Source organism: Halobellus captivus (assembly GCF_003697845.1).
GTDB lineage: Archaea > Halobacteriota > Halobacteria > Halobacteriales > Haloferacaceae > Halorubrum > Halorubrum glutamatedens.
Genome location: NZ_RDQE01000007.1, coordinates 72,694 through 94,722 on the forward strand (window position 1 = coordinate 72,694; position 22,029 = coordinate 94,722).

The following is a 22,029-nucleotide window of genomic DNA, read 5'->3' on the forward strand; positions in this document are numbered from 1 at the left end:
TCGACTTAGCTTCCCTCAGTTGCTTCGACGAATTGTCTGGCAGTATCGATGACCTGTGCATCTCCACCTAAGGACTCTATCAGGGGCTCAAGCTCCTCTACCGCCTCTAACAGCTCGGGGTTCTCTTTGGCGATTCGGAGTAACTCCCGGCGTTGCTCGGATTCTTCCTTTTCGAGTTCCTCTACGGCCTCGGGTTCCATCGCTTGGTGGCACCAGACGCAGAACGGCTCATCGCGGGGAGTCTCCTTGTCGCACCGGGGGCAGGTGATCGGTGTCCGGTCTTCCGTCTTTTCCGTCTCGACATCAAGCCCTTGGAGCTCCGCGTACTGGTTGTTCTCGTTTTCGGGGCCGAACTCTGCGATGTATCGTCGCGCGTGATCGGAAGTCGGCTTTCGGCCTTGGCGATCGTTGATGAATGACTCGTTCGCTCCTTGCTTGGCGAGCCAATACGTATTCGACTTCCTGAAGTTCGTTGGCGTGACAGGTTTGTCGATGTCTGCCCGTCGTCCCGCTTCTTTGAACCGTTCGAGGAAGGTCTGATAACTCGCGTTATCGTACGGATCGTTGAGGTTGCACCAGAGGTAGGCTTCGTCGTCATCTGGAGCAGGATGATCGTTGAGCCACTGTTGCAGGTAGGGGACGCTGTTGATTAGGGTAACCGAGTGTTCCCCTTGTTTCCCGTCGAGACTGATTTGTATCCCATGGTCTGCATCGGTCACTTGCCCAATCCGGACCCCGTGCATCTCTTCCCCTCTGGGGCCGAGTTCGTGGGAAACCGTTATGAGTGCCTTGTCCCGCGAGTTCTCTGTGCCCTCAATAGACATCCCCTTTGCTTCATCCCAGTCAAGCATATCCGATCGACTGGGTGAGGGATCGTACGAACTGCTCGTGCCTGTCGGGACCCACGCTAACGAGTCCGGCACCTCGTCGTCGGCCATCTTGAGGGTTCGCTTCCCGAAGATTCGTAGTGCGACACGGTAATCTTGATTCGTCTCTTCGCTGTATTCCGGAACACCTCGTTCTCTATTGATCCACACGACGACTTCTTCGGCAGCGTCTCGACTTTCTAATGCGTCCGCCAGTCCACCCACTTGTTCTGCCATGATGACGCAGTGGCGGAGAAGTTTGAGATGCCGGTAATCGGTGTACTTCGAACTGAGCAGGTCGAGCTGTCGACTGAATTCGAGAAGCACTTCTGCGTCGTCCTCTGAGATCGATGGTGCGTTCTCGTCATCAGGCTCCTCGTCGGACAGACCTGATCGTTTCTTGACTCGTTCTTGTAGGTTCTCGATTTGATCTCTTGTCCCCATCTGTGTTTATATAGTATATACGCAGGGCTTTAGGGCTTAGCCTTAAAGCCGGCCCTTGGCTTACTTCTGATCGTTTCACGGCCCGAGGCGACTGTCGCTTGGTGTTTTCTCGTCCCAACCGCTCGTATCCGTCTCAGGTGACGTTTCGCCTCTTCGTGTTTGTCACGTCGGGGTTCGAGTCGGTACTACCTGGGGGATTCCTCGTGATGGGACCGAGGTGGACCGTCGTTTGATTTGACGTTTTGCAGGCGGTGAACGAGGAGGGTAGTTCACCCGTCCGACTTCGGGGTTGAGCGTCGGACGAGTCGCTTCAACTCCTCTAAGGGAAGCGGATCGACTCGCTCGCGGCTTCCGTCGTTCGTATAGAACAGAGTCGCGGTGACGTCCTTGTCCCCGAACCACTCGGAGAGGACGTGATAGTACACGCTAAGCTGTTTTCGGTACTCCGGCTGTGCGTGTCGCGTACCGTCTGTCTTGTAGTCGATGATGTCAGCCCGGTCGGCCGTCACGTGAACGAGATCGACGATCCCGGAGATGGTAACTCGATGACCATCGACCTCTATCGGGAGCGTGACCGGCTCCTCGATGTGTAGCTCACCGGAGAGATCACCGACGAAGTCGACGATCCGTCTCTCGTGGGAGTTCGACGGCGTCACTTCCTCGCCGAGCACGTACGCCTCGGCGAAATCGTGGACTCGTGAACCGAAGTCCACTCCCCGGGTTTCCGGTTCCGTCTCGAGGGTCGATCCCGTCCGTGCGCCGATCTCTTCGAAGACGGTCTCGTCCATCAGCGAATGCGGCGTGTGACTGATCGGCCCCCGCGGAGTCGGTACTGTGAACGGTAGCTCCGCGTCAGCGAACTCCTCGCGACTGAGTGGCTCGACACTCGGGTCGATCGCCCGGGGATCGGCTGGGAGCTCTTCGAAGAACGTGTTCGGTTCCGCTCCGGCCGCGAAGACGAGGTGGCTCTCCGCGCGTGTGACGGCGACGTAGAGTAATCTGCGCTCCTCGTCGTACTCTCGTGGCAGGCAGCGCCGGAGTACGTCGGATCGCCAGTTGTCGTAGATATGGGGATGGAAACGTTCCTCCGAGTAGACCTTCCGCTGCCGGAGTCCTACCGGATCCTGATACTGAATCACGCTCGAACCGGTCGACCGTGGCGGGAAGCTCCCGTCGTTCATGTTCGCGAGAATGACGATCGGATATTCGAGTCCCTTCGCGGTGTGGATCGTCTGAACGGTCACGGAGTCGTCTCCCGCGCTCGCGCGGACGTCTACTGTCGTCCCGTTCTCGATGCCGCGTTCGATGAGTCGGATCAGTTCGCCCCGAGTGAGCGTCGTCGAATCGTAGACCGATCGGATCGTGTGGAGAAGCACGTCCGCTGTGTCGTCCGTGTATCCGTAGCGATCGAGAACCCGACGAGCGACCGCGCCGATCGACTCCAGCCCACGGAGCTCATCGCGGAACGCGGCCGGGTCGGGCGGATACGTGCCTGTCTCCAGAATGTGCTCGAGTTCGTCGTACGTGTACCCGATCCGTTCGAGGACGACCGCCCAGCCGCGATCGGCGTCCGAGTCGAGGATTCGGAGCCACGCGAGAAGCAGCTTCGCCGGATCGGTCCGGAAGAGTTCGATCCCGCCGTCGTACGTCATCGGGAAGTCGTACTCGTCGGCGACTTCGAGTAGCTCCCGACCGTAGTCTCGAGTCCGCGTGAACACCGCGACGTCGCGGTACTCCGGCGGGCGTGGGTCGCCACCGTCTCCTTTGACGGCGTAGTCGTCGTTACCGACGATCTCTTGAATCGTCGAGAGCACGGCCTCGTGTTCGTCTTCGTGCCGGATCCCCTCGATGGCCGTGTCGTCGAAGGCGGCGTTCGAGGAGAGTTCGACGACGTCGTCCAGGGGGGTATCGACCTCCTCACCGCTCGTGGCCGGCGTCACGATCGCCTGCTCGGAGAGATCGATGATAGACTCCGTCGAGCGGTAGTTCTCCTGCAGTTCGATCCGGGTGAGCTCGCTCGCGTCGAAGGCGACTCGCTCGACGTCGTCGTTGAGGTCCGTGGTGAACCGCGCCAGTCGCTCCTCGAAGTCGAGGATGTTCCGGACGTCCGCGTACTGGAAGGAGTAGATGCTCTGTTTCCAGTCTCCGACGGCACAGAAGTTGTCCGTGCCGGACGACAGCAGTGCGAGTTTGAACTGGATCTCGCTTGTGTCCTGGAACTCGTCGACCATCACGTACTCGAACTGCGCTAGCCGTCGGACGCGTCGATCCTCACGGAGCAGGACGAACGCGAACAGCTGGAGGAAGCCGAAGTTGAGATAGTTACGGCGCAACGCGAATCGGAGGTACTCGACGTAGACGTCGCGAACGAACGATTTGAGGTCCTCACGATCCTCGTAGAAGACGTCGGCAGCGACGTCGTCGCCCAACCGTTTCGTCCCACGCCCGCCGCGTAGTTCGGATCTCGACGGCGCGTCCGAGAGGTAGGTCTCGTTGCGGCCGAAGCGACTCAGATCATCGCGCAACACCGACTGCTTTCGACCGTCGTTTCGCGGTTCGTTCACCGCATCGAATCGTTCTTTGAACGCCCCGAAGTCGCCGTCGAGGTGTGATTCGCCGTCGCGATACCAGCCCTCGGTAGTGGGGAAGACGCCTTTCGCGGCGAGTTCCTTGATCAGACCGAGTAGCTCGCCCGGATTCGAGAGTACTCGATAGAACTCGGCGTACTCCGGACGGTCGTCACGGAACTCGCCGAAGAACTCGCGGAACAGTTCGGCTTCGATCAGTTCGTCGTCGATGAGCTGCGTCGAATCGGTGATCCGTTCGTCGAGCCCGAGATGCGTCGGGGCAGCGTAGCCGTGCTCTCGGAGGAGGTCGTGACAATGCGAATGGAACGTCCGGATCGGGGCATCGGCCAGCTCTCTGAGCCCGTACGTGCTGTGTTCGACGATCCGTTCTTTCATCTCCGTCGCGGCGCTCCGCGTAAAGGTCACAAGCAGGACGTCCTCGGGTTCGACGTCGGGCTGATCGACGATCGTTCCGTAGCGGCGAGTGATGGCGAACGTCTTTCCCGTCCCGGGTCCAGCGTCGACGAGGTACGGCCCGCGCGTGTTCTCGATGAGCTCGCGCTGTCCGTCGTTCGGCGTCGGGTCAGTCATCTCTCTCCTCCGCTAACAGCAGATCGCGGTTATCTACACGACGGTAGTTGGGCTCGCCGGCGAGGCCGTCGACGGGGAAGCGTTCCTCTCCAGCTCGCCTGTCGTTGAGCTCCTCGAGGCGCTCGTCCACGAACGTTTCGAACGCGTCCAGATCCTCGCGGAAGAACGTCCGCTTGCGGACGCCGTTGAGTTCGCGGATAGCCTGATCTGCGCCCTTTTCCGCGTCGACGTCATCGGACGTTCCGCCGTCGATGGCGGCCGTGAACTCCTCGGCGAACTCGGAGGCACGCAGCTCGTTCCGGTCCGTGGTCTCGGGGAACGTCAGTTGCCCCATAACGTCGCAATACGCCGAATAGCCGAGGTCGTCGAACGTCTCTCGGCAGTCGTTGTAGCCGTCGAGAAGCGTTTCGTACGCGTCTCGAGAGCCGACGTACTCGTCGAACGTGAACGGATAGTACGTGACGGTCGTGAGCGCGTCGCCGAGGTCGGCTTCGCCCGCGATGACGTCGTCCATCGGTTCGAGGAAGTGGAAGAAGGTGAACTCCAGTTGCTCGTTCGGCTGGACCGTTCGATAGTAGGTCAGATACAGCGCCGCCTGGAAGTTCGGTGTGTCCGCCGGCGGATCGATCGCCGCACGCTTGACGATCTGGGAGGTGCGCTTCTTCCCTCCACTCTTGTAATCGAGGAGGTGATCCGGGGCTTTCACGAGGTCTATCTTCCCCTTGACGCCGAGGCCGTGATCCTCGAACCATCGTTCGGTGAGCGGCGAATCGATCGCTTCGTCGAAGTACACTGCGAAGAAGTTGTCACCCCATCCGGACGTCCCCGTGAGGAAGGCGTCCGACTCCGGGCCGTCGTCGTCCAAGTACTCCGTGATCAGCCCCAGTCCGATCCGGTACTTTCGTCGACGGAGCGTCTCATCTGCACTCGAAACGAAGGGCTTCGCCTCCTCGAGCATCGCGTCGATCAGTTCTCCGATGTCCGTGTCCGCGATAACGTCGGGGTGGTCGACGTAGAACTCCGCGAAGTCGTGGAAGAGGTTCCCTTCGACGAACCGTTCCTGATCGGGTGCATCGAGGAGGTTTCCGAAGAGGTAGTCCCGCGGGCTGTTGACGTAGCTGTTGAGACCGGATTGGCTGATCGTCTCGACCGTCTCGGGATCGACGTCGGGCGGTCGCCGGTCGAAGCCGACGCCCGTCGATCGTGGTCGTCGTCGGTGTTGGACCGACTCGAGATCGCTGAACCGTTCGAACTCCTCGTCGATGAGGTCGCCGAAGTACAGACAGGGCGTAACCGGGTCGCCGCCGGCCGTGTCCTGGACGAGGTAGTACTGCCGATCACCGCTCTGAAGCAACCGTTGGAAGTTGCCGACGTAGCGCTCGAACTGCGCCTCAGTATCCACCCACGGCCGCTGTGGTGCCGAGTGCGTCCACTCCCGCCCCATCCCGAGGTGGAAAACCACGGGGCGGTCGACGTAGGCGGAGGACTTCGCATCGGCAAGGAGAACGCCCTCGTTGTCCCTGTCGACGGGGACCTCGTACGTTTGTACGTAGTATGAAAGGCGATCGACGCCGCCGCTGGTCACGGGTTCGTCGGCGATGCCGAGCGTTCGCAGTTCCTCATCGAAGCGTGCGAGTTCGACGCCGGCTTTCCTCGCGTACGTACCGAGCGCCTCCGAAAACGTCCGCTCCTCGACGGACAGACGGAACTCCCGTATCCATTCGAGCTCCGGTCTCTCTACCGCATCCAGTCGCTTTTGATGGTCGTCGATCGAGACGTCACTACCCATCCCCGCGAGTATCGGCCGACAGTCTCCGACCGTCGTCTCCGTGCCTCGGAACCCGATGCGAAGAAGACGGATGAACGCTCTATGGTGTGGATCGTCGATGAACCCCGGTCCGCCGTAAAACGGAATCCCTGCCGCTTCAAATGCGGATTCGACGAGCGAGGAATACCGGCTCCCGCCGTCGAGAACGACGGCGACACGCTCGGCGTTCCGGTCCGTGATCGTATCCAGGAGCGCGGAGACGATGTCGGTTGCCGACTCGAAGACGTGGAACCGTGGATACTCGAACTCTCCATCCGTGAATAACTCGACGCGGTCGAACGTCTCAGGGAGGATGCTACGCTCCAGCTCGGTCAACTGGTCGTATCCGACGACGGCGATGGATCGATCGTCGTCGATGACGGTCTCGGTGAGCCGTTTCGAGGTCGTCCGGATCGTTCGCATCATCTCGACGACGTCGCGGGTCGTCCCGTCGCTGTAGCCGTCGTACTCGAGGATCGCATCGAGACTGCCCCGGTGTTCCCAGCACTGGAGGGCGTTCCCGACCGCATGGGCGACGGCCCGCCAATCGTGATCCGACCGGTCGATGATCTCGAGGAACGCGAGGCGGTCTTCGGCCTGCTCACGTCGACCGGCGGCGAGACGCCGTGGCGTGACCGCGAAGCTTCCGAAACGGGGCCGATCGAGACGTCGATCGAGCGCACTCGCGAACGGAGCGTCGGGGACGACGACGAGGTCGTAGCCTGCTACCTCGTCGTAGAGGGAATCGAGGTCCTTCGTTCGTCGGATGGGCACGCCCCGACATGACTTGGCCGGTTACAAAAAGGTATAGCGCCCGATCCGGTTGCCGACATTCGATGCCACACGACTCGAGCAACCGTCGTCCCTCGTCGTGTGAGAACCGCCGACCGGGCCGTGATGAACGGCGTGTCCGATCAGAACGTGATGACCTCGTAGTCGTCGTCGACGAGCGAGCGGATGCTCGGGTGACCGTCGTGATCGTCGAGCGTGACGAGACCGGAATCGGCGACCGCATCGTCGACGCCGAACGCGCCGGAACAGTAGTCACAGACCGCGGCGTCGTCGCGGACCGTCCGGTACAGTTCGTGGTAGTCGCTCCCCTCGTCTTCCAGCTCCGGGATCCACTGGGTTCCCGCACCGTCGAAGATCAGCTCGAGTTCGTCGCCGTCGGTCTCGGCGAACTCCTTTGCGGCCTCCAACGCGTTCGCGAGGCGGCCGTAGTCGGCGTGTGATTCGTTGCCGGCGAGGATCACGATCGCTGCTTTCGTCATCGTCCCCGTCATAACTCGGCCTCGTACTAAACGCGTCCGCGGCTGTGTGTCGGCGGCGCCGATTCGTCGTGTGTTGACACACCGTCTCTGGCCCGAACGTTCACCCGCGGCTTCGATCGAACCGGAGCGATCTTATTGGGTCGACTCATCCCTTCGGCCATGAGCGAGACCACGGCGTCTCTCGCGGGCGTCTCCGGGATCGATCCGTTGAGCGCGTTGAGCGTGATGACGGCCCCGACCCGTCGCCCGCCACGCGCGATCGCCGCCGTCTCGGCCGGGGGCGTCGGGCGATGACCGACGAACCGGGATCCGGCCACGCCGACGCCGCTTCGTCCGGAGACGCGTCCGACGTCGATCCCGATCCGGCAGCGTATGCGGCCCGAGATCCGGAGACCTCGTCCGCGGACCCGTCGCTCGGCGAGGCGAGTTCCGTGGTCCACGCCGTCGGGATCGGGCCCGGGAACCTCGAGTACCTCGTTCCCCGTGGCGAGCGGGCGATCCGTGAGGCTGACGTCGTCGTCGGGTTCGAGACGGTCGTCGACTTCGTCCGCGACCGTACCGATGCGGACCTCCTGACGTGCGGCTATCGCGACGAGGCCGAGACGCTGACCGCGTTTGCCGATCGCGTCGCCGACGGCGACCGCGGCGTCGCGGTCCTGATGGGTGACCCGAACCACTCCGGCTATCAGTTCCTCGGCAAGGTCGAACGCGCCGTCGACGAGGCGGCAGCCGACGCCGCCGAGGGGGTCGACGTCCGCGTCGTCCCCGGCGTCTCCTCGATACAGATCGCGGCGAGCAGAGCGCGAACGCCGATGGAGGACGCGACGTTCGTCACGCTCCACAAGCGCGGCGACTTGACGGCCGACCTCGAGCGACTCCACCGGGACGCGGGTCGCCGGCACCTGCTCGTCCTGCCCCGGCCGTTCGACTGGATGCCCGGGGACGTCGCCGCCGACCTCCTCGACCACGGTGCTCGACCGGACGCGACCGCGCTCGTCTGTGAACGGCTCACCCACGACGACGAGACGATAACGCGGACGACGCTCGGTGATCTCTCCGCGCATGCGGGCGGGACCGATCGCGAGGACACGCCGTTCTCGGACCTCTCCGTCCTCGTCGTTCGGCGGTAGATCCCGTTCGTCCTTCGACGGTAGCTTCCGTTCGTCGTTCGGCCGTAGCCCCCGCCAGCCACCCGTCGGATCGCTACTCGTTAGTAACCGTTATACACGGGGTGACCCACATTCGAACCATGCAACGACGCGCTGTCGCGGTGTACGTCGCGTTCTTCTTGCTCGTCGGGAGCGCGACCGGGGTGATCGTGACGACGGCTCAGACGCCCGGGATATCCTTCGAGAACCCGGACCACGAGCTGTCGTCGGGTGACACGTTCGAAGTGGACGGGAACGAATACACCGTCGCGGAGATCGGTGAGGACGGCGACGGCAACCTCCTCGGTCAGGTCGAACGGAACCGTACCGCCGAGCAGTCGGAGTCGTGGTCGAACGGATCGACCGTCGAGGTCGACGGCGGCGAGTGGACCGTCCGGATCGAGGGCGACGACCCCAGCTCGTTCACGCTGGTCGAGGAACTCGACCGGACGGCGATACTCGAGGACGATCCGAACGCCGACAACGAGACCTATGAACGCAACGGCGAGGAACAGGTCGCCGTCACGGACGAGAACGGCGAGACGCGGCTCGTCCCGGCGGACGAGTACTTCCCCGCGCCGGAGGAGCGCTCGTACGCGGTCGGCGACGAGTTCGCGTACGGCGACCGGACGGCGGCCGTCGACGCGGTCTCGGCGGACGCGGCCACGCTCGTCTGGACCGCCACGGAGACCGTCTCGACCGAGATCGAACAGGACTCGCGGGTGACGCTCGGCGACACGGAGTTCGTCGCCCACTTCCAGGACAGCTCGACGCTCGTCCTCTCGACGAATTTCGAGTCGTACGAGGCACAGCTCGCCGAGATCGACCGCCACGAGACCAACAGCGACGGGCTGTGGCGCGTGATGATCGTCAGCCTGCTGTCGTCGGGGCTGTTCCTCGCGATGGCGTTCATGCCCTCGCGGTACTGAATCCCGGCGGGTCGTTTTCCCGTTCCTCCGCTCGCATCGCTCTCTCCGGACCGACATCCACTAGCGCTCCGAACCGGTAGCGGAACCGTGAACCATCTCGCCGAAACGGTGCGACAGCTCGCGCCCCACTGGGGCGTCATGTTCGTCGCGATGCTGGTCGCGCTCGCGGCCGCGGAGCGCCTCGTCGACGGCGTCCCGCTCTGGGGCTCGCTGCTGCTCGTGCTCGTCGTCGCCGTCGGCTACCCGCCGGTCGTCCGCGCGGTCGGCGTCGCTCCGGACGTGTGGGAACGATAGGAGGGGCGTTCGACTGCGATCGCGGTCGACGTGGTCGCGATCGCCCGCGACGCTTCGCGTTACTCCTCGTCGGGGCTCGTGTCGGCGCCCCGGTCGGCTCCGCGGACGCCGAGTCCGTACGCGCCGACGCCGATGCCGAGTACGAAGGAGGTGACGGCCGAGACGGCGATCCACAGCATTTCAGGGTGTTCGTGGCCGGTGTGTAACAGGATCTCCATGCCGGGTCCTCATCGTCACGACGCTAAAAGCCACCCATTCCGCGTGGCTCCGATCTCGTCCGTTTCACCCTCCCGATAACACTCGCGTCAGCCGATCACCGTTCGGTCTCTCCCGGCTTTATTCCGGTGGGACCCCAAGGAGGGGTATGGAAAACGACAGCGAGGCTCCGGTGACGCCGGAGCGACCCGACGCGCCGTTTCACACGACCGGTACCGACCACGTCACGGTCTGGGGGAGCAACGAGGCGGATACGATCGCGTTCTACCGCGACCTGCTCGGCATGCCGCTCGTCCTCCGTCAGCCCAACCTCGACGATCCCTCACAGACGCACCTGTTCTTCGACACCGGCGACGGCCGGATCCTCACCTTCTTCGTGAGCGACGACCGGCCGTCCGCGCGCGGCCAGCGGCCGGGCACCGGCGGCGTCCACCACCTCTGTTTCAGCGTCGATCCCGACGAGTACGAGGACATCATGCGCGCACTCGAAGAGGCGGGGAAGGGATACAACGTCTTCGACCGGGGGATCTTCCACTCCATCTACACCCAGGACAACAACGGGCTCGTGATCGAGCTCTCCTCGGACAAGTACGAGATCCCGGACGACCGTAAGGGCGAGGTGCTCGCGACCGCCCAGCGGCTCCGGGAGGAGGACGGCGCGGACTTCGCACAGGACCGCCACATGGAGGCGGCCTTGGAGGAGCTCGGGCTCCCCGTGAACAAGCACGACCTTCCGGACGCCGACGCCGGCGTGGGCGTATGAGCCGGCGGGATCCACACGCGGGAGCGGACCCCCACGGCGACGAGGAGCTGGTGACGGCCGGCACGCCCGTGGACGAAGCCGACGCCGCGGTCGTCCTCGTCCACGGGCGGGGCGCGACCGCCCGGAGCATCGTCGGGTTCGGCGAGGAGGTGTCGCCCGCGGACGGGAACGTCGCGCTCCTCGCCCCGCAGGCGGCCGCGAACACCTGGTACCCGAACTCGTTTCTCGCGCCCGTCGACGACAACGAGCCGGGGCGGAGCTCGGGACTTCGGGCGGTCGGAAACGCCGTCGAGACGGCGACCGACGCCGGGATCGCCCCCGATCGCGTCCTCCTGGCCGGGTTCTCACAGGGCGCGTGTCTCGCGAGCGAGTTCGTCGCGCGGACGCCGCGCGAGTACGGCGGGCTCGCGGTCCTGAGCGGCGGGTTGATCGGCGAGTCGATCGACGTCGACGACTACGCGGGCGGCGTTCCCGCCGACGCCCTCGGCGGAACTCCCGCGTTCCTCGGCTGTAGCGACGTCGACCCGCACATCCCCGAGGAGCGCGTCCACGCGACCGCCGAGGTGCTGGAGGCGCTCGGCGGCGACGTCGAGACGCGCATTTACGAGGGGATGGGTCACGGGATCAACGCCGACGAGACCGAACGCGTCTCGGCGATGGTCGCGGCGCTGGCGTAGTCGCTTCGGCGGAAGGGAAGGGGAAGAACCGTCGTCCCGACGTGCCGCAGGTTTTCCCATCGGCGGTTCGGAGTACGCGACGTGACCTTCAGCATCTGCGTTCGCGAGCGGTACACCGACGACGCGGGAGACGACCGGGTCCGGTTCGGCGTGGCCGTCACGACCCGACTGCCGGGCGTCGGCGCGCTGTGTCCGTTCGCCTCGGAACACGGCGCGGTGGCGACGCAGTCACACACCAACGTCAAGCTCGGTCGCGAGGGGATCACGTACCTCGCGGACGGGCTGGCGGTCGAGGACGCGCTCGACGCGTTGTTGGCGGCCGACGAGGGCCGCGAGCGGCGACAGCTCCACGGCGTCGACGCCGACGGGACCTTCGCCTTCTCCGGGGACGAGTGCGGGGAGTGGTACGGCCACCGCGTCGGGCAGAACTACACCGTCGCCGGCAACCTCCTCGTCGGGCCGGAGGTCGTCGAGGACGTCGCGGCCGCCTACGAGTCGACCGCACACGGGGAGGCCCCGCTCGCCGAGCGACTGATCGACGCGCTCGCGGCGGGTCACGAGGCGGGCGGCGACAAGCGCGAGGACCTCCCCGTCCAGTCGGCGGCGCTCCGGGTGACGAACACGGAGGAGGGCGACCGGGCCGAGCCCTCCTACGACGACCTCCGCGTCGACGCCACCGAGACGCCGATCGCCGACCTCCGGGAGACGTTCGAGACCGCCGTCCGCGGCTACGAGGACGCGCTGGCTCGGTACGCGGACGAGGAGGAATGAAACGGAGGGGACGGAGGTGATCCCCCGACCGCTATCCGAACGTCACAGTCGCAGGCGGGCGAGCACCGGCAGGTGATCGGACGGGTATCGACCCCGGTCGTCGCGGTCGGCGAGCGTCGCGAACGCCTCCGCGTCGACGTTCGACGAGACGAGTACGTGGTCGATCCGCCGGTCGTCGATCACCCGCGAGAAGTCGGTGAGGCTCGTCCGTGGCCCGTGTCGGACGTCGGCAGTCGCCGCCGCGTCCCGGAGCGTATCGTCCGCGCGCTCGTCCGGCGCGTCGGCCGTGGCGTCGCCGTGTTCGTCGGACGTCCCGTCGCCGGGCTCGTCGCCCGTATCATCGGCCGACTCGCGGTCCATCCGTGGCTCGGCTCCCGTCAGGATCCGGTGCGGATCCGACCCGGCCGTACAGTTGAAGTCGCCGACGAGGACCTGCGGGACTCGCCCGGCTCCCTCGCCCGGACCCGCGACGGCGTCCGTGGCTCGATCCGTTCCCCCCGCCGCGGCGAGTTCGGGGATCCGCTCACGGAGCAGTCGGGCGGACTCGCGGCGTGCGCGCGCGCTCACGTGATCGAAGTGCGTGTTGACGACGAGAAACGGCGAATCGGCGGGCGCGACCGAGCCGTCGGTTCCCTCTCGCGGTCGGATCCGGACCCAGCTGGCGATCCGCGGGTGTGCGGCGTCCCAGTCGGTCGAGGGCTCCGCCGGCGTCTCCGAGAGCCAGAAGGTCCCGTCGTCGATCACCCGCCAGCGGTCGGTTCGGACGCCGATCGGACAGCCCTCGCCGCCGTCGTCGCGCTTCCGCCCCCGCCCGAGGAGGTCGTACTCGGGAAGTCGTTCGCGGAGGTCGGCCCGCTGGTCGGGGAGCGGCTCCTGAAACGCGACCACGTCGGGACGATGAAACCGGACCACGTCGGCGACCCCGTCCCGGCGGGCGTACCAGGCGTCGTGGCCGTCGTGTCGGTTGTCGTACCGGACGTTGTAGCTCAGAACCCGGATCCGGTTCATGATCGATCCCTCGTAAGCGAACCGACGTAAATCGCGCGACGCGCGCGAGCGGGGTGACGAGCGGACGAGCAGGCGCGCGCTCCCGTCGGCCGGCGGCTCCGGCTCACTCGACGGTTCGCTCCTCGGCGCCCGGCGCGTTCCGCTTCACGCCCGTGACGGCCTCGACCGCGTTCGACCGGGAGGCGTAGCCCTCGCCGGAGTCGGCGACGATGTTCCCGTTGCGGTGGCGAAGTCGCCAGCGCCACTCCTCGGCGGCGTCCTCGTAGATCTCGAAGGCCGCGCTTCCGACCTCCAGTACGTCGGCGTCGGGAGCGTACTCGCGGATGCGCTCGATCGCCTCCTCCGCCCCGCCCTTCGAGGCGTAGCCCTCACCCGAATCGCCGATGATGTTTCCGTTGCGGTGGCGGAGCCGCCAGCGGAACTCCCCGGCGTTGTCCTCGTACAGCTCTATGGTCGCCTTCGATCCGCCGTCGCCGCCGGCTCCCTCGTCGTCGCCCGCCTCGGCGTCGAGGTCCTCGAGAACGGCGTCCCTGACGTTCGACCGGACGCTCTCGAGTCCCTGTCGGGCCTTCGACCGGCTGCTGTATCCCTGCCCGGAGTCGGCGAGGATGTTGCCGTTCTCGTGGATCAGCCGCCAACGCCACTTGCCGGCCTTGTCGCTGTACACCTCGAAGGCCGCGGGATCGACGCGGAGGTAGTCCGCGGCGGCGACGTGCTCGCGGACCCGCGAGAGCGCGCGCTTCGCGTTCGACTTCGAGGCGTAGCCCTCGCCCGAATCGCCGATGACGTTGCCGTTGTCGTGACGGAGGCTCCAGCGCCACTCGTCGGCGTCGTCCTCGAACAGCTCGAAGGTCGCCTCGCTCGGGATCTCCTCGTCCTCGCTCGGAACGGCCACGTCCGGCTCGTCGGCGTCCGCGGGCTCGGGTCCGTCGTCGTCGGCGATCGCCTCGGCCTCCTCGACGGCAGTCTCGATGCGCAACAGCCCGGCCCCGAGCGCGTTCCGCTTGACGCCGTGGAGTCCCTTCTGTGCCTTGCCCCGGCTGCTGTACCCCTGCCCGGAGGTCGCGATCACGTTGCCGTTGCGGTGGCGGAGCCGCCAGCGCGGTTTCCCGCCGGCGTCCTCGAACAGCTCGAACCGGGCCTTGCTCTCGTGGAGCGCGGCCGTCTCGGCCCGCGCGGTCTCGGTTTCGGTCGCACGCTCCGCCGTTTCGGCTTCGAGCTCCTCGATCCGCGTTTCGGCCGCGGCGAGTTCGTCACGGGTCGCCTCGAGCTCCTCGTGGGTCGCCTCGAGTTCGCGCTCGGTCTCCTCGCTCGCGGCCGTGCTGGCGGCCGTCTCCTTTTGCATCCGCTTGTAGTCCTCGTGGACGGGGTCCGTGATCAGCGGCACGATCGTTCCCGCCAACCCGATCACGACGATGCCCGCCGCGTACAGGAGGTTGACGGTCGAGTTCCCGGTCGCACGCGACCAGCCGTCGGGGAAGACGACGAAGAAGTAGACGACCGCGCCGAGCGTCAACAGCCCGCCGAGCGCCCCGAGCGTCGTCGCCGACCGTCGCAGCGGGAACCGAACGATCGCGCCGAGCATGACCACCGGCGGGGAGAGCGCGACGAACGCGTATCCGACCGCCCGGCTAGCCGTCCGCGGCGCGGTGACCGCGAAGACGACGACCCCGAGCACGCCCAGGAGCACACCGAACGAGAACAGCCAGTATCCCCGTACCTCGTCGTCGGTCGTCGGGGTGCCGATGCGGTTTTCATACAGGTTCGAGAACGGCCCGTCGGGTGTGTCCTTTGCCATGTTCGGGGTGTAACACGTCCGATGAGTTATATATGTGGGTAGATACCAATCCCAGCGGATGATACACCTGGCTTAACAGCACATTCGTCGGGTCACGTTTCCCGGAGCGACCGTCTCTTCTCGGCGTTTCTCTCCCGACCCGGTCGGGGTTTTCAGCGGTTCGACGTCGGTCGTTTTTAAGGGATACCGCCCCTACGACCGCTCGATGACGAGTTCGTCGACGCGACACGCGGACCCCGAGGAGAACCCCTACGTCGAGGAGCCGCCGCCGGAGTTCGAGCCGGTCGACGAACTGTCGCCCGAGACGGCGGAGCGGCAGGCCGATCTCCTCCGCTCGGCGATCCGCGAGCACGACCACCGCTACTACGTCGAGGCCGACCCGCTCGTCGCCGACGCGACGTACGACCGGCTGTTCGACCGACTCCGGGAACTCGAGGCGGCGTTCGACCTCGACGCCGAGGACTCCCCCACCCGCCGCGTCGGCGGCGAGCCGGTCGACGAGCTGGAGACGGTCGAACACGTCGCGCCCATGCGCTCCATCGACAGCGCGAAGGAGCCGGACGCGGTCCGCGAGTTCGACGGGCGCGTTCGATCCGGACTCCGGAAGGAGGGGCTCGATCCGGACGACCTCCGGTACGTCTGTGAACCGAAGTTCGACGGACTCTCCGTGGAAGTGGTCTACGAGGAGGGCGAGTACGCTCGGGCCGCGACCCGCGGCGACGGGGTCGAGGGCGACGACGTGACCGAACAGGTCCGGACGATCCGGTCGGTTCCCGGGAGACTTCGGGGCGATCCGCCCGCGCGACTCGCGGTCCGGGGTGAGGTGTACATGCCCCGGGAAGCTTTCGAGACGTACAACGAGGAGCTGATCGACCGCGGCGAGGAACCGTTCGCGAACCCGCGGAACGCGGCCGCCGGGACGCTCCGCCAGCTTGACCCCTCCGTCGTCGCCGAGCGGCCGCTCGACGTCTTCTTCTTCGACGTGTTGGGGTGGGAGACGTCCGAGGAGGACGGCGACTCCACTCGACCGGACACCCACTGGGGCGACCTGCTGGCGTTCGACGACTTCGGACTTCGGCGGACCGACCGCGTCGAGCGGGTCGACGGGATCGACGCCGCGATCGACTTCCGCGACCGGCTGGGCGAGGACCGCGACGACCTGAACTACGGGATCGACGGCGCCGTGATCACGGTGGACGACCACGCCGCCCGGGACGCGCTCGGGTCGACCTCGCGGGCCCCGCGCTGGGCGTTCGCCTACAAGTTCCCGCCCCGGACGGCGACGACGACAGTGGAGGGGATCACCGTCCAGGTGGGCCGCACGGGTCGGCTCACGCCCGTCGCCGAGCTCGATCCGGTCGACGTTGACGGCGTCACCGTCTCGCGGGCGACGCTCCACAACCCCGCGGAGATCGAGGCGCTCGGGGTGAACGTCGGCGATCGGGTCCGGATCTACCGCGCCGGCGACGTGATCCCATACGTCCCCGAAATCGTCGAGAAGCGCTCCGAGGGGACGTACGCGTTCCCCGAGACGTGTCCGGTCTGTGACGCGCCGGTCGAGCGGGACGGCCCCCTCGCCTTCTGTACCGGCGGGCTCGGCTGTCCGGCCCAGCTGGAGCGCGCGGTCGAACACTGGGCCCGCCGGGACGGTCTCGACGTCGAGGGGCTCGGTCCCGAGCGCGTCGAGACGCTCCGGGAGGCGGGGCTCGTCGAGTCGCTGCCGGACCTGTACGACCTGACGGTCGCGGACCTCGCCGACCTGGAGGGATGGGGCGAGACGAGCGCCGAGAACCTGATCGCGGAGCTGGAGGCGTCACGGGAGCCGCCGCTCGACCGGTTCCTCGCCGGACTCGGGATCCCCGACGTGGGATCGACGACCGCCCGGGCGCTGGCGGCGCACTTCGGCGACCTCGACTCGATCCCCGACGCCGACGAGGACGAACTCCGCGAGGTCGACGACGTGGGTCCGACGGTGGCCGAGTCGATCCGGACGTTCCTCGACCGCGAGGAGAACCGGGCGGCGATCGCCGCGCTCCGCGACCGCGGGGTCGATCCTGAGCCGGCCGAGGTTACCGGAGGGACCGCTCTCGGGGACGCCCCGCTCGACGGCCTCACCTTCGTCTTCACCGGGTCGCTGTCGGTGACGCGCGGCGAGGCGCAGGCGCTCGTCGAGGCGCACGGCGCGAACGCGACCTCGTCGGTGTCGGGGAACACCGACTACCTCGTCGCCGGGGAGGACCCCGGCCGGACGAAACGCGACGACGCCGAGGCGGAGGACGTGCCCGTCCTCGACGAGGCGGCGTTCGCGGACCTGCTCGACGAGCACGGCGTCGGCTGGCCGCCCGCGCCGGACGCGTAGCGGCCGGAGGTCTCGGGGACTCCCGTTGCGTCGGGTCGAGCCACAACCCTTTATCAGATGCCACGGGAACGGGAGTGTATGACCGCCATCGAGCTGCGTGGCGTGACCAAGGAGTTCCCGGGCGTCACGGCCGTGTCCGACCTCGACCTCACGGTCGAGGAGGGCGAGGTGTACGGCTTCCTCGGCCCGAACGGGGCCGGCAAGTCGACGACCATCGACATGGTGCTCGACTTCGTCCGCCCGACCGAGGGGACCGTGACCGTGCTCGGGCGCGACGCCACCGTCGACAGCGTCGAGATCCGCCGACGGACCGGCGTCCTCCCGGACGGGTTCTCCGTGTACGAGCGGCTCTCCGGCCGGAAACACGTCGAGTTCGCCATCGAGTCGAAGGAGGTCGACGTCGATCCCGACGCCGTCCTCGAACGGGTCGGGCTCCGCGAGGACGCCGACCGCAAGGCCGGCGACTACTCGAAGGGCATGCGCCAGCGGCTCGCGCTGGGAATGGCGCTGGTCGGCGAGCCCGACCTGCTCATCCTCGACGAGCCATCCTCCGGGCTCGACCCCGCGGGCGTGAAGGACATGCGCGAGATCGTCACGGCGGAGGCCGACCGCGGCGCGACCGTCTTCTTCTCCTCGCACGTGCTCGCGCAGGTAGAGGCGGTCTGTGACCGCGTCGGCATCCTCCGTGCGGGCGAACTCGTCGCCGAGGACTCCATCGAGGGGCTCCGCGAGGCCGTCGGCGACGGGGAGACGCTCGAGGTGACCGTCGACGCCGCGACCGACGACGTCCTCGACGCGGTCCGCGCGGTCGAGGGCGTCGACCGGGTGGACGCCGACGGCGACACTCTCCTCGTGAGCTGTGACCCCGGCGTGAAGACTCGGGTCATCGCCGCGGCCGAGGACGCCGGGGCCGTCGTCGACGACTTCCACACCTCGGAGGCGTCGCTCGAGGACCTCTTCTTAGCGTACACGGAGGGCGAGGGGGTACCGACCCGGCGGGAGGACGCGGGAACGACGACCGACGAGTCGGCCGTCCGCTCCGAGGGGGTGGACGGATGAGCCTCCTCGCGGTCGCGAACAAGGACTTCCAGGACACGGTCCGCTCGCGCGGGATGGCGCTTCTCGTCGCGCTGTTCTCGCTTCTCGTCGCCGTCTTCGCCTACGTCGTCCGCCCGCAGGGCCAGGCCGACCAGTTCGCGACGGAGCTCCTCCTGAGCGCGTTCGTCGGTCCGGTGCTCGTGACGGGGCTGGTCCCGCTCGTGGGCGTCGTCGTCGGCTACAACGCGGTGAGCGGCGAGCGCGAGTCCGGCTCGCTGAAGCTGCTTCTCTCCCTGCCGCACTCGCGGGCGGACGTGGTCTTCGGCAAGGTGCTCGGGCGCGGGGCGGCGCTGGCGCTCGCGACCTTCGCCGGCTTCCTGTTGCCCGCGCTCGTGTTGATCGTCGTTCCGGTGACCTTCAACGCGGGCTCGTTCCTCGGCTACACCGTCTTCGCCGCGGCGCTCGGGGTGGTGTTCGTCGCCATCGCGGTCGGCTGTTCGGCCGCGGTGGCGACCCGCCAGCGCGCGCTCATCGCCGGGATCGGCGTCTACGCCCTCTTCGTGCTGCTGTGGGGGTTGTTCACCGGCCGCGTGATCGGCGCGTTCTCCGGGCCCGTCGAGGCGCTTCCGGTCTCGATGGCACAGATCCGGACGTTCCTCGACGTCGCGAACCCGACGAGCGGGATCGAGGTACTCGCCAACGGTTTCCTCGCCGACCAACTGTTCTCGGGCGAGTCGGCGAACCAGCAGGTGTCCGCGGTCGCGATGTTGGTCTTCTGGACGCTCGCGCCGCCGCTTGCGGGACTGTTGAAGTTCGACCGCGACGACCTCTAAGGCGGGTCGATTGCCGTCCTCGTCGGCCGACGACGCCGTCCGCCCCGGACCCGTTCCGCCGCCAGAGACGCCCTCCCTCCCGGTCTCACGACCACCACCGTGTGGTTCATGCCCGTGCCGCCCCATCTCCCGGTATCCCATGGACCGGCGCCGATTCCTCTCGATCGCGGGTCTCGTCGGAACCGGAACGCTCGCCGGCTGCGCGGGTGGTGCTCCCGCCGGCGACGACGGAGGCGATCCCTCCGCCGACGCGTACGCGGTCGAGACCGTCGCTTCCGGGTTCGAGCACCCGTGGGCCATCGACTTCCTCCCCGACGGCGACCTCCTCGTCACCGAGCGCGCCGGGACGCTGGACCTCGTCGACCGCGAGTCGGGCGACGTGCGGACCGTCGAGGGGACCCTGTCGGTCGACGCCCGCGGGCAGGGCGGCCTCCTCGACGTCGCGCTCCACCCGGGCTTTCCGGAGCCGCGGTGGGCGTACCTCACGTACTCGGCGTCGAACGCCGACGGCGACACGACAACCCACCTCGGCCGCGGCCGGCTCGACCCCGAGGCCGCCCGCCTGGACGGGTTCGAGGTCCTCCACGCGGCCGAGCCGTTCGTCGACTCGACCGGCCACTACGGCTCGCGGGTCGCCTTCGACGCGGACGAGCGGCTGTACGTGACCGTCGGCGACCGCCAGTTCAAGGACTTCGGCCCGGACCACGTCGCGCAGGACCTCGGCGTCGAGCTGGGCAAGACGCTCCGCCTCACGGCGGACGGGTCGGTCCCCGACGACAACCCGTTCGTCGACGAGCCCGACGCGCGCGACGCGATCTTCAGCTACGGCCACCGTAACGCGCAGGGGTTGACGGTTCATCCCGAGACCGGAGCTATCTGGGAGAGCGAGTACGGCGAGCGGGACGGCGACGAGATCAACGTGCTTCGTGCGGGGGCGAACTACGGCTGGCCGGTCGCCGACGAGGGGTGTACCTACGACTCGGGCGACCCGATCGGCGTCTCCCACGACGACCGCGAGGACGTGACCGCCCCGGTCCATTCGTGGCCCTGCGGGAGCGGCGGCTTTCCGCCCGGCGGGATGACGTTCTGTACCGGAACGGCCTTCCCGGACTGGGAGGGGGACCTGTTCGTCGGCGGGCTCGCCGCGCGGGCGCTCGGGCGGCTCGCCGTCGAGGGGAGCGAGGTGACCGACGAGGAGCGGCTGCTCACCGACCGAGGGTGGCGGATCCGGACCGTCGCCGAGGCTCCCGACACGGGTCACCTCTATCTGGCGGTCGACGCCGGCGACGCACCGATAGTTCGGCTGACGCCGACGTGATCGGCGTCGTTCCGCCGCGGTCTCCTCACTCGGTCGCGGTCTCGATCGCCGCCTCCAGGTCCGCGACGATGTCCGCGGGGTCCTCGATGCCGACGGAGAGCCGCACCATGTCGCCGGTGACGCCCGCGGCCTCCTGTTCCTCCTCCGTCAGTTGCTGGTGGGTCGTCGAGGCGGGGTGGATCACGAGCGTCTTCGCGTCGCCGACGTTCGCGAGCAGCGAGGCGAGCTCCGTGTTCTCGACGGTCGCCTTCGCGGCCTCGAAGCCGGCCTCCAGCCCGAACGTGATCATTCCACCGTAGCCTCCCTCGAGGTACTCCGAGGCCTCCTCGTGGGTCTCGTGGCTCTCCAAGCCGGGGTAGTTCACCCACGCCACGTCGTCGTGCTCGTCGAGGTACTCCGCGACGATCCCGGCGTTCTCGCAGTGGCGCTCCATCCGCAGCGGGAGCGACTCGGTCTGTTGGAGCGTGTTCCACGCGTCGAAGGGGGCCTGCTGGTTGCCCAGGTCGCGTAGCCCGCGGGTGACGGCCGCGAGGGCGAACGCCGCGTCGCCGAACGCGTCGACGTAGTTGATCCCGTGGTAGGCGGGGTTGTCCTTCGCGATCTCCGGGAACTTCTCGGGGTACTCCGCCCACGGGAAGGAGCCGCCGTCGACGAGGATTCCGCCGATGGTGGTCCCGTTGCCGGTGAGCCACTTCGTCGTCGACTCCCAGACGAGGTCCGCGCCGTGGTCGAGCGGCCGGCAGAGCGCGGGCGTCGCGAACGTGTTGTCGACGAACAGCGGCACCCCGTGTTCGTGGGCGATCCCGGCGACTCGCTCGATGTCCGGGGTGACGAGCGACGGGTTCCCGATCGTTTCGAGGTGGACGTAGGCGGTGTCCTCGTCGATGGCGTCGGCGTATTCCTCGTAGTCGAGCGGATCGACGAACCGGGTCGAGACGCCGCGGCGCTCGACGGAGTGCGTGAGGTAGGTGTAGGTGCCGCCGTACAGCGCCGAGGAGGAGACGACGTTGTCGCCGGCCGAGGCCAGCATGAAGTTCGCCAGGTCGAACGCCGCCATTCCCGAGGCCGTGGCGATCGCGGCCACCCCGTTCTCGAGGGAGGCGATCCGCTCCTCCAACGCCGCGTTCGTCGGGTTCATGATCCGCGAGTAGACGTTGCCCGCCTCCTCGAGCGCGAACAGCCGCGCCGCGTGGTCGGCGTCGTCGAACTCGTAGGCGGTCGTCTGGTAGATGGGGGTCGCGCGTGCGCCCGTCGTCGGGTCCGGTTCGGACCCGGCGTGAACGCTTCGCGTGCGGAACTCGCGGCCGTCTCCGTCCTCGTCGCTTGGCATG

Annotated in this window: 19 protein-coding genes; 11 read left to right on the forward strand and 8 right to left on the reverse strand. The window is 67.1% G+C overall.

What is annotated here, in order from left to right; all coding sequences use genetic code 11:
- Positions 1-5: 5 nt before the first annotated feature.
- The 4 genes from EAO78_RS09560 to EAO78_RS09575 all read right to left on the reverse strand — a co-directional run bounded on the left by EAO78_RS09560 (position 6) and on the right by EAO78_RS09575 (position 7,546).
- Positions 6-1,310 (reverse strand): tyrosine-type recombinase/integrase, encoded by a 1,305-nt coding sequence (locus EAO78_RS09560; RefSeq protein WP_122105616.1) that lies wholly within the window; start codon positions 1,308-1,310, stop codon positions 6-8.
- Between the two features lie 269 nt (positions 1,311-1,579).
- Positions 1,580-4,468: a UvrD-helicase domain-containing protein gene (locus tag EAO78_RS09565; RefSeq protein WP_122105617.1), complete on the reverse strand. Its 2,889-nt coding sequence runs from the start codon at positions 4,466-4,468 to the stop codon at positions 1,580-1,582.
- Positions 4,461-7,049 (reverse strand): PD-(D/E)XK nuclease family protein, encoded by a 2,589-nt coding sequence (locus tag EAO78_RS09570; protein WP_122105618.1) that lies wholly within the window; start codon positions 7,047-7,049, stop codon positions 4,461-4,463. Before EAO78_RS09570 ends, EAO78_RS09565 begins: the two co-directional genes overlap by 8 nt.
- A gap of 140 nt (positions 7,050-7,189) precedes the next feature.
- A complete protein-coding gene (locus EAO78_RS09575) occupies positions 7,190-7,546 on the reverse strand; it encodes a DsrE family protein (protein WP_122105619.1) in 357 nt (118 codons plus the stop codon).
- 159 nt (positions 7,547-7,705) lie between these two features.
- Between EAO78_RS09575 and EAO78_RS18610 the strand changes: the two genes are divergently transcribed.
- The 4 genes from EAO78_RS18610 to EAO78_RS09590 all read left to right on the forward strand — a co-directional run bounded on the left by EAO78_RS18610 (position 7,706) and on the right by EAO78_RS09590 (position 9,917).
- Positions 7,706-7,840 carry a hypothetical protein gene (locus EAO78_RS18610; RefSeq protein ID WP_275263161.1) on the forward strand — a complete coding sequence of 45 codons (135 nt, stop codon included), beginning with the start codon at positions 7,706-7,708 and terminating at the stop codon, positions 7,838-7,840.
- Positions 7,837-8,676, forward strand: coding sequence for a cobalt-precorrin-7 (C(5))-methyltransferase (locus EAO78_RS09580; RefSeq protein WP_122105620.1), 840 nt, complete (start codon positions 7,837-7,839; stop codon positions 8,674-8,676). The genes EAO78_RS18610 and EAO78_RS09580 overlap by 4 nt, the downstream gene beginning before the upstream one ends.
- A 119-nt stretch (positions 8,677-8,795) precedes the next feature.
- On the forward strand, positions 8,796-9,623 hold the full coding sequence (locus EAO78_RS09585; protein ID WP_122105621.1) for a hypothetical protein: 828 nt from the start codon (positions 8,796-8,798) through the stop codon (positions 9,621-9,623).
- An 87-nt stretch (positions 9,624-9,710) separates the two neighbouring features.
- Positions 9,711-9,917, forward strand: a complete 207-nt coding sequence (locus tag EAO78_RS09590; protein ID WP_122105622.1) for a hypothetical protein — start codon at positions 9,711-9,713, stop codon at positions 9,915-9,917.
- Between the two features lie 59 nt (positions 9,918-9,976).
- On the opposite strand, the gene EAO78_RS18165 is transcribed toward EAO78_RS09590, so the two are convergent.
- Positions 9,977-10,135, reverse strand: a complete 159-nt coding sequence (locus tag EAO78_RS18165) for a hypothetical protein (protein WP_203227859.1) — start codon at positions 10,133-10,135, stop codon at positions 9,977-9,979.
- Between the two features lie 146 nt (positions 10,136-10,281).
- On the opposite strand from EAO78_RS18165, the gene EAO78_RS09595 reads away from it, so the two are divergent.
- The 3 genes from EAO78_RS09595 (at position 10,282) to EAO78_RS09605 (ending at position 12,344) form a co-directional block, all read left to right on the forward strand.
- A complete protein-coding gene (locus EAO78_RS09595; RefSeq protein ID WP_122105623.1) occupies positions 10,282-10,896 on the forward strand; it encodes a VOC family protein in 615 nt (204 codons plus the stop codon).
- On the forward strand, positions 10,893-11,573 hold the full coding sequence (locus EAO78_RS09600; protein WP_122105624.1) for an alpha/beta hydrolase: 681 nt from the start codon (positions 10,893-10,895) through the stop codon (positions 11,571-11,573). Before EAO78_RS09595 ends, EAO78_RS09600 begins: the two co-directional genes overlap by 4 nt.
- A gap of 81 nt (positions 11,574-11,654) precedes the next feature.
- On the forward strand, positions 11,655-12,344 hold the full coding sequence (locus EAO78_RS09605; protein WP_122105625.1) for a DUF1028 domain-containing protein: 690 nt from the start codon (positions 11,655-11,657) through the stop codon (positions 12,342-12,344).
- A 42-nt stretch (positions 12,345-12,386) separates the two neighbouring features.
- On the opposite strand, the gene EAO78_RS09610 is transcribed toward EAO78_RS09605, so the two are convergent.
- Together EAO78_RS09610 and EAO78_RS09615 are read right to left on the reverse strand one after the other, a co-directional pair.
- Entirely contained in the window at positions 12,387-13,352 is a 966-nt protein-coding gene (locus tag EAO78_RS09610; protein WP_122105626.1) for an endonuclease/exonuclease/phosphatase family protein, read from the reverse strand.
- A 103-nt stretch (positions 13,353-13,455) separates the two neighbouring features.
- Entirely contained in the window at positions 13,456-15,150 is a 1,695-nt protein-coding gene (locus EAO78_RS09615; RefSeq protein ID WP_122105627.1) for an HVO_2922 family protein, read from the reverse strand.
- A 205-nt stretch (positions 15,151-15,355) separates the two neighbouring features.
- Here EAO78_RS09615 and ligA point away from each other — a divergent pair, with 205 nt between their 5' ends.
- The 4 genes from ligA (at position 15,356) to EAO78_RS09635 (ending at position 20,698) form a co-directional block, all read left to right on the forward strand.
- Positions 15,356-17,509 carry an NAD-dependent DNA ligase LigA gene (gene ligA / locus EAO78_RS09620; protein ID WP_122105628.1) on the forward strand — a complete coding sequence of 718 codons (2,154 nt, stop codon included), beginning with the start codon at positions 15,356-15,358 and terminating at the stop codon, positions 17,507-17,509.
- A gap of 78 nt (positions 17,510-17,587) precedes the next feature.
- Entirely contained in the window at positions 17,588-18,568 is a 981-nt protein-coding gene (locus tag EAO78_RS09625; protein WP_122105629.1) for an ABC transporter ATP-binding protein, read from the forward strand.
- Positions 18,565-19,380, forward strand: coding sequence for an ABC transporter permease subunit (locus tag EAO78_RS09630; RefSeq protein WP_122105630.1), 816 nt, complete (start codon positions 18,565-18,567; stop codon positions 19,378-19,380). Before EAO78_RS09625 ends, EAO78_RS09630 begins: the two co-directional genes overlap by 4 nt.
- A gap of 139 nt (positions 19,381-19,519) precedes the next feature.
- Positions 19,520-20,698: a PQQ-dependent sugar dehydrogenase gene (locus tag EAO78_RS09635; RefSeq protein ID WP_122105631.1), complete on the forward strand. Its 1,179-nt coding sequence runs from the start codon at positions 19,520-19,522 to the stop codon at positions 20,696-20,698.
- Between the two features lie 25 nt (positions 20,699-20,723).
- Here the strand turns inward: EAO78_RS09635 and EAO78_RS09640 are convergent, their stop codons facing one another.
- Positions 20,724-22,028, reverse strand: a complete 1,305-nt coding sequence (locus EAO78_RS09640) for an O-acetylhomoserine aminocarboxypropyltransferase/cysteine synthase family protein (protein WP_122105632.1) — start codon at positions 22,026-22,028, stop codon at positions 20,724-20,726.
- Between the last annotated feature and the right edge of the window lies 1 nt (position 22,029).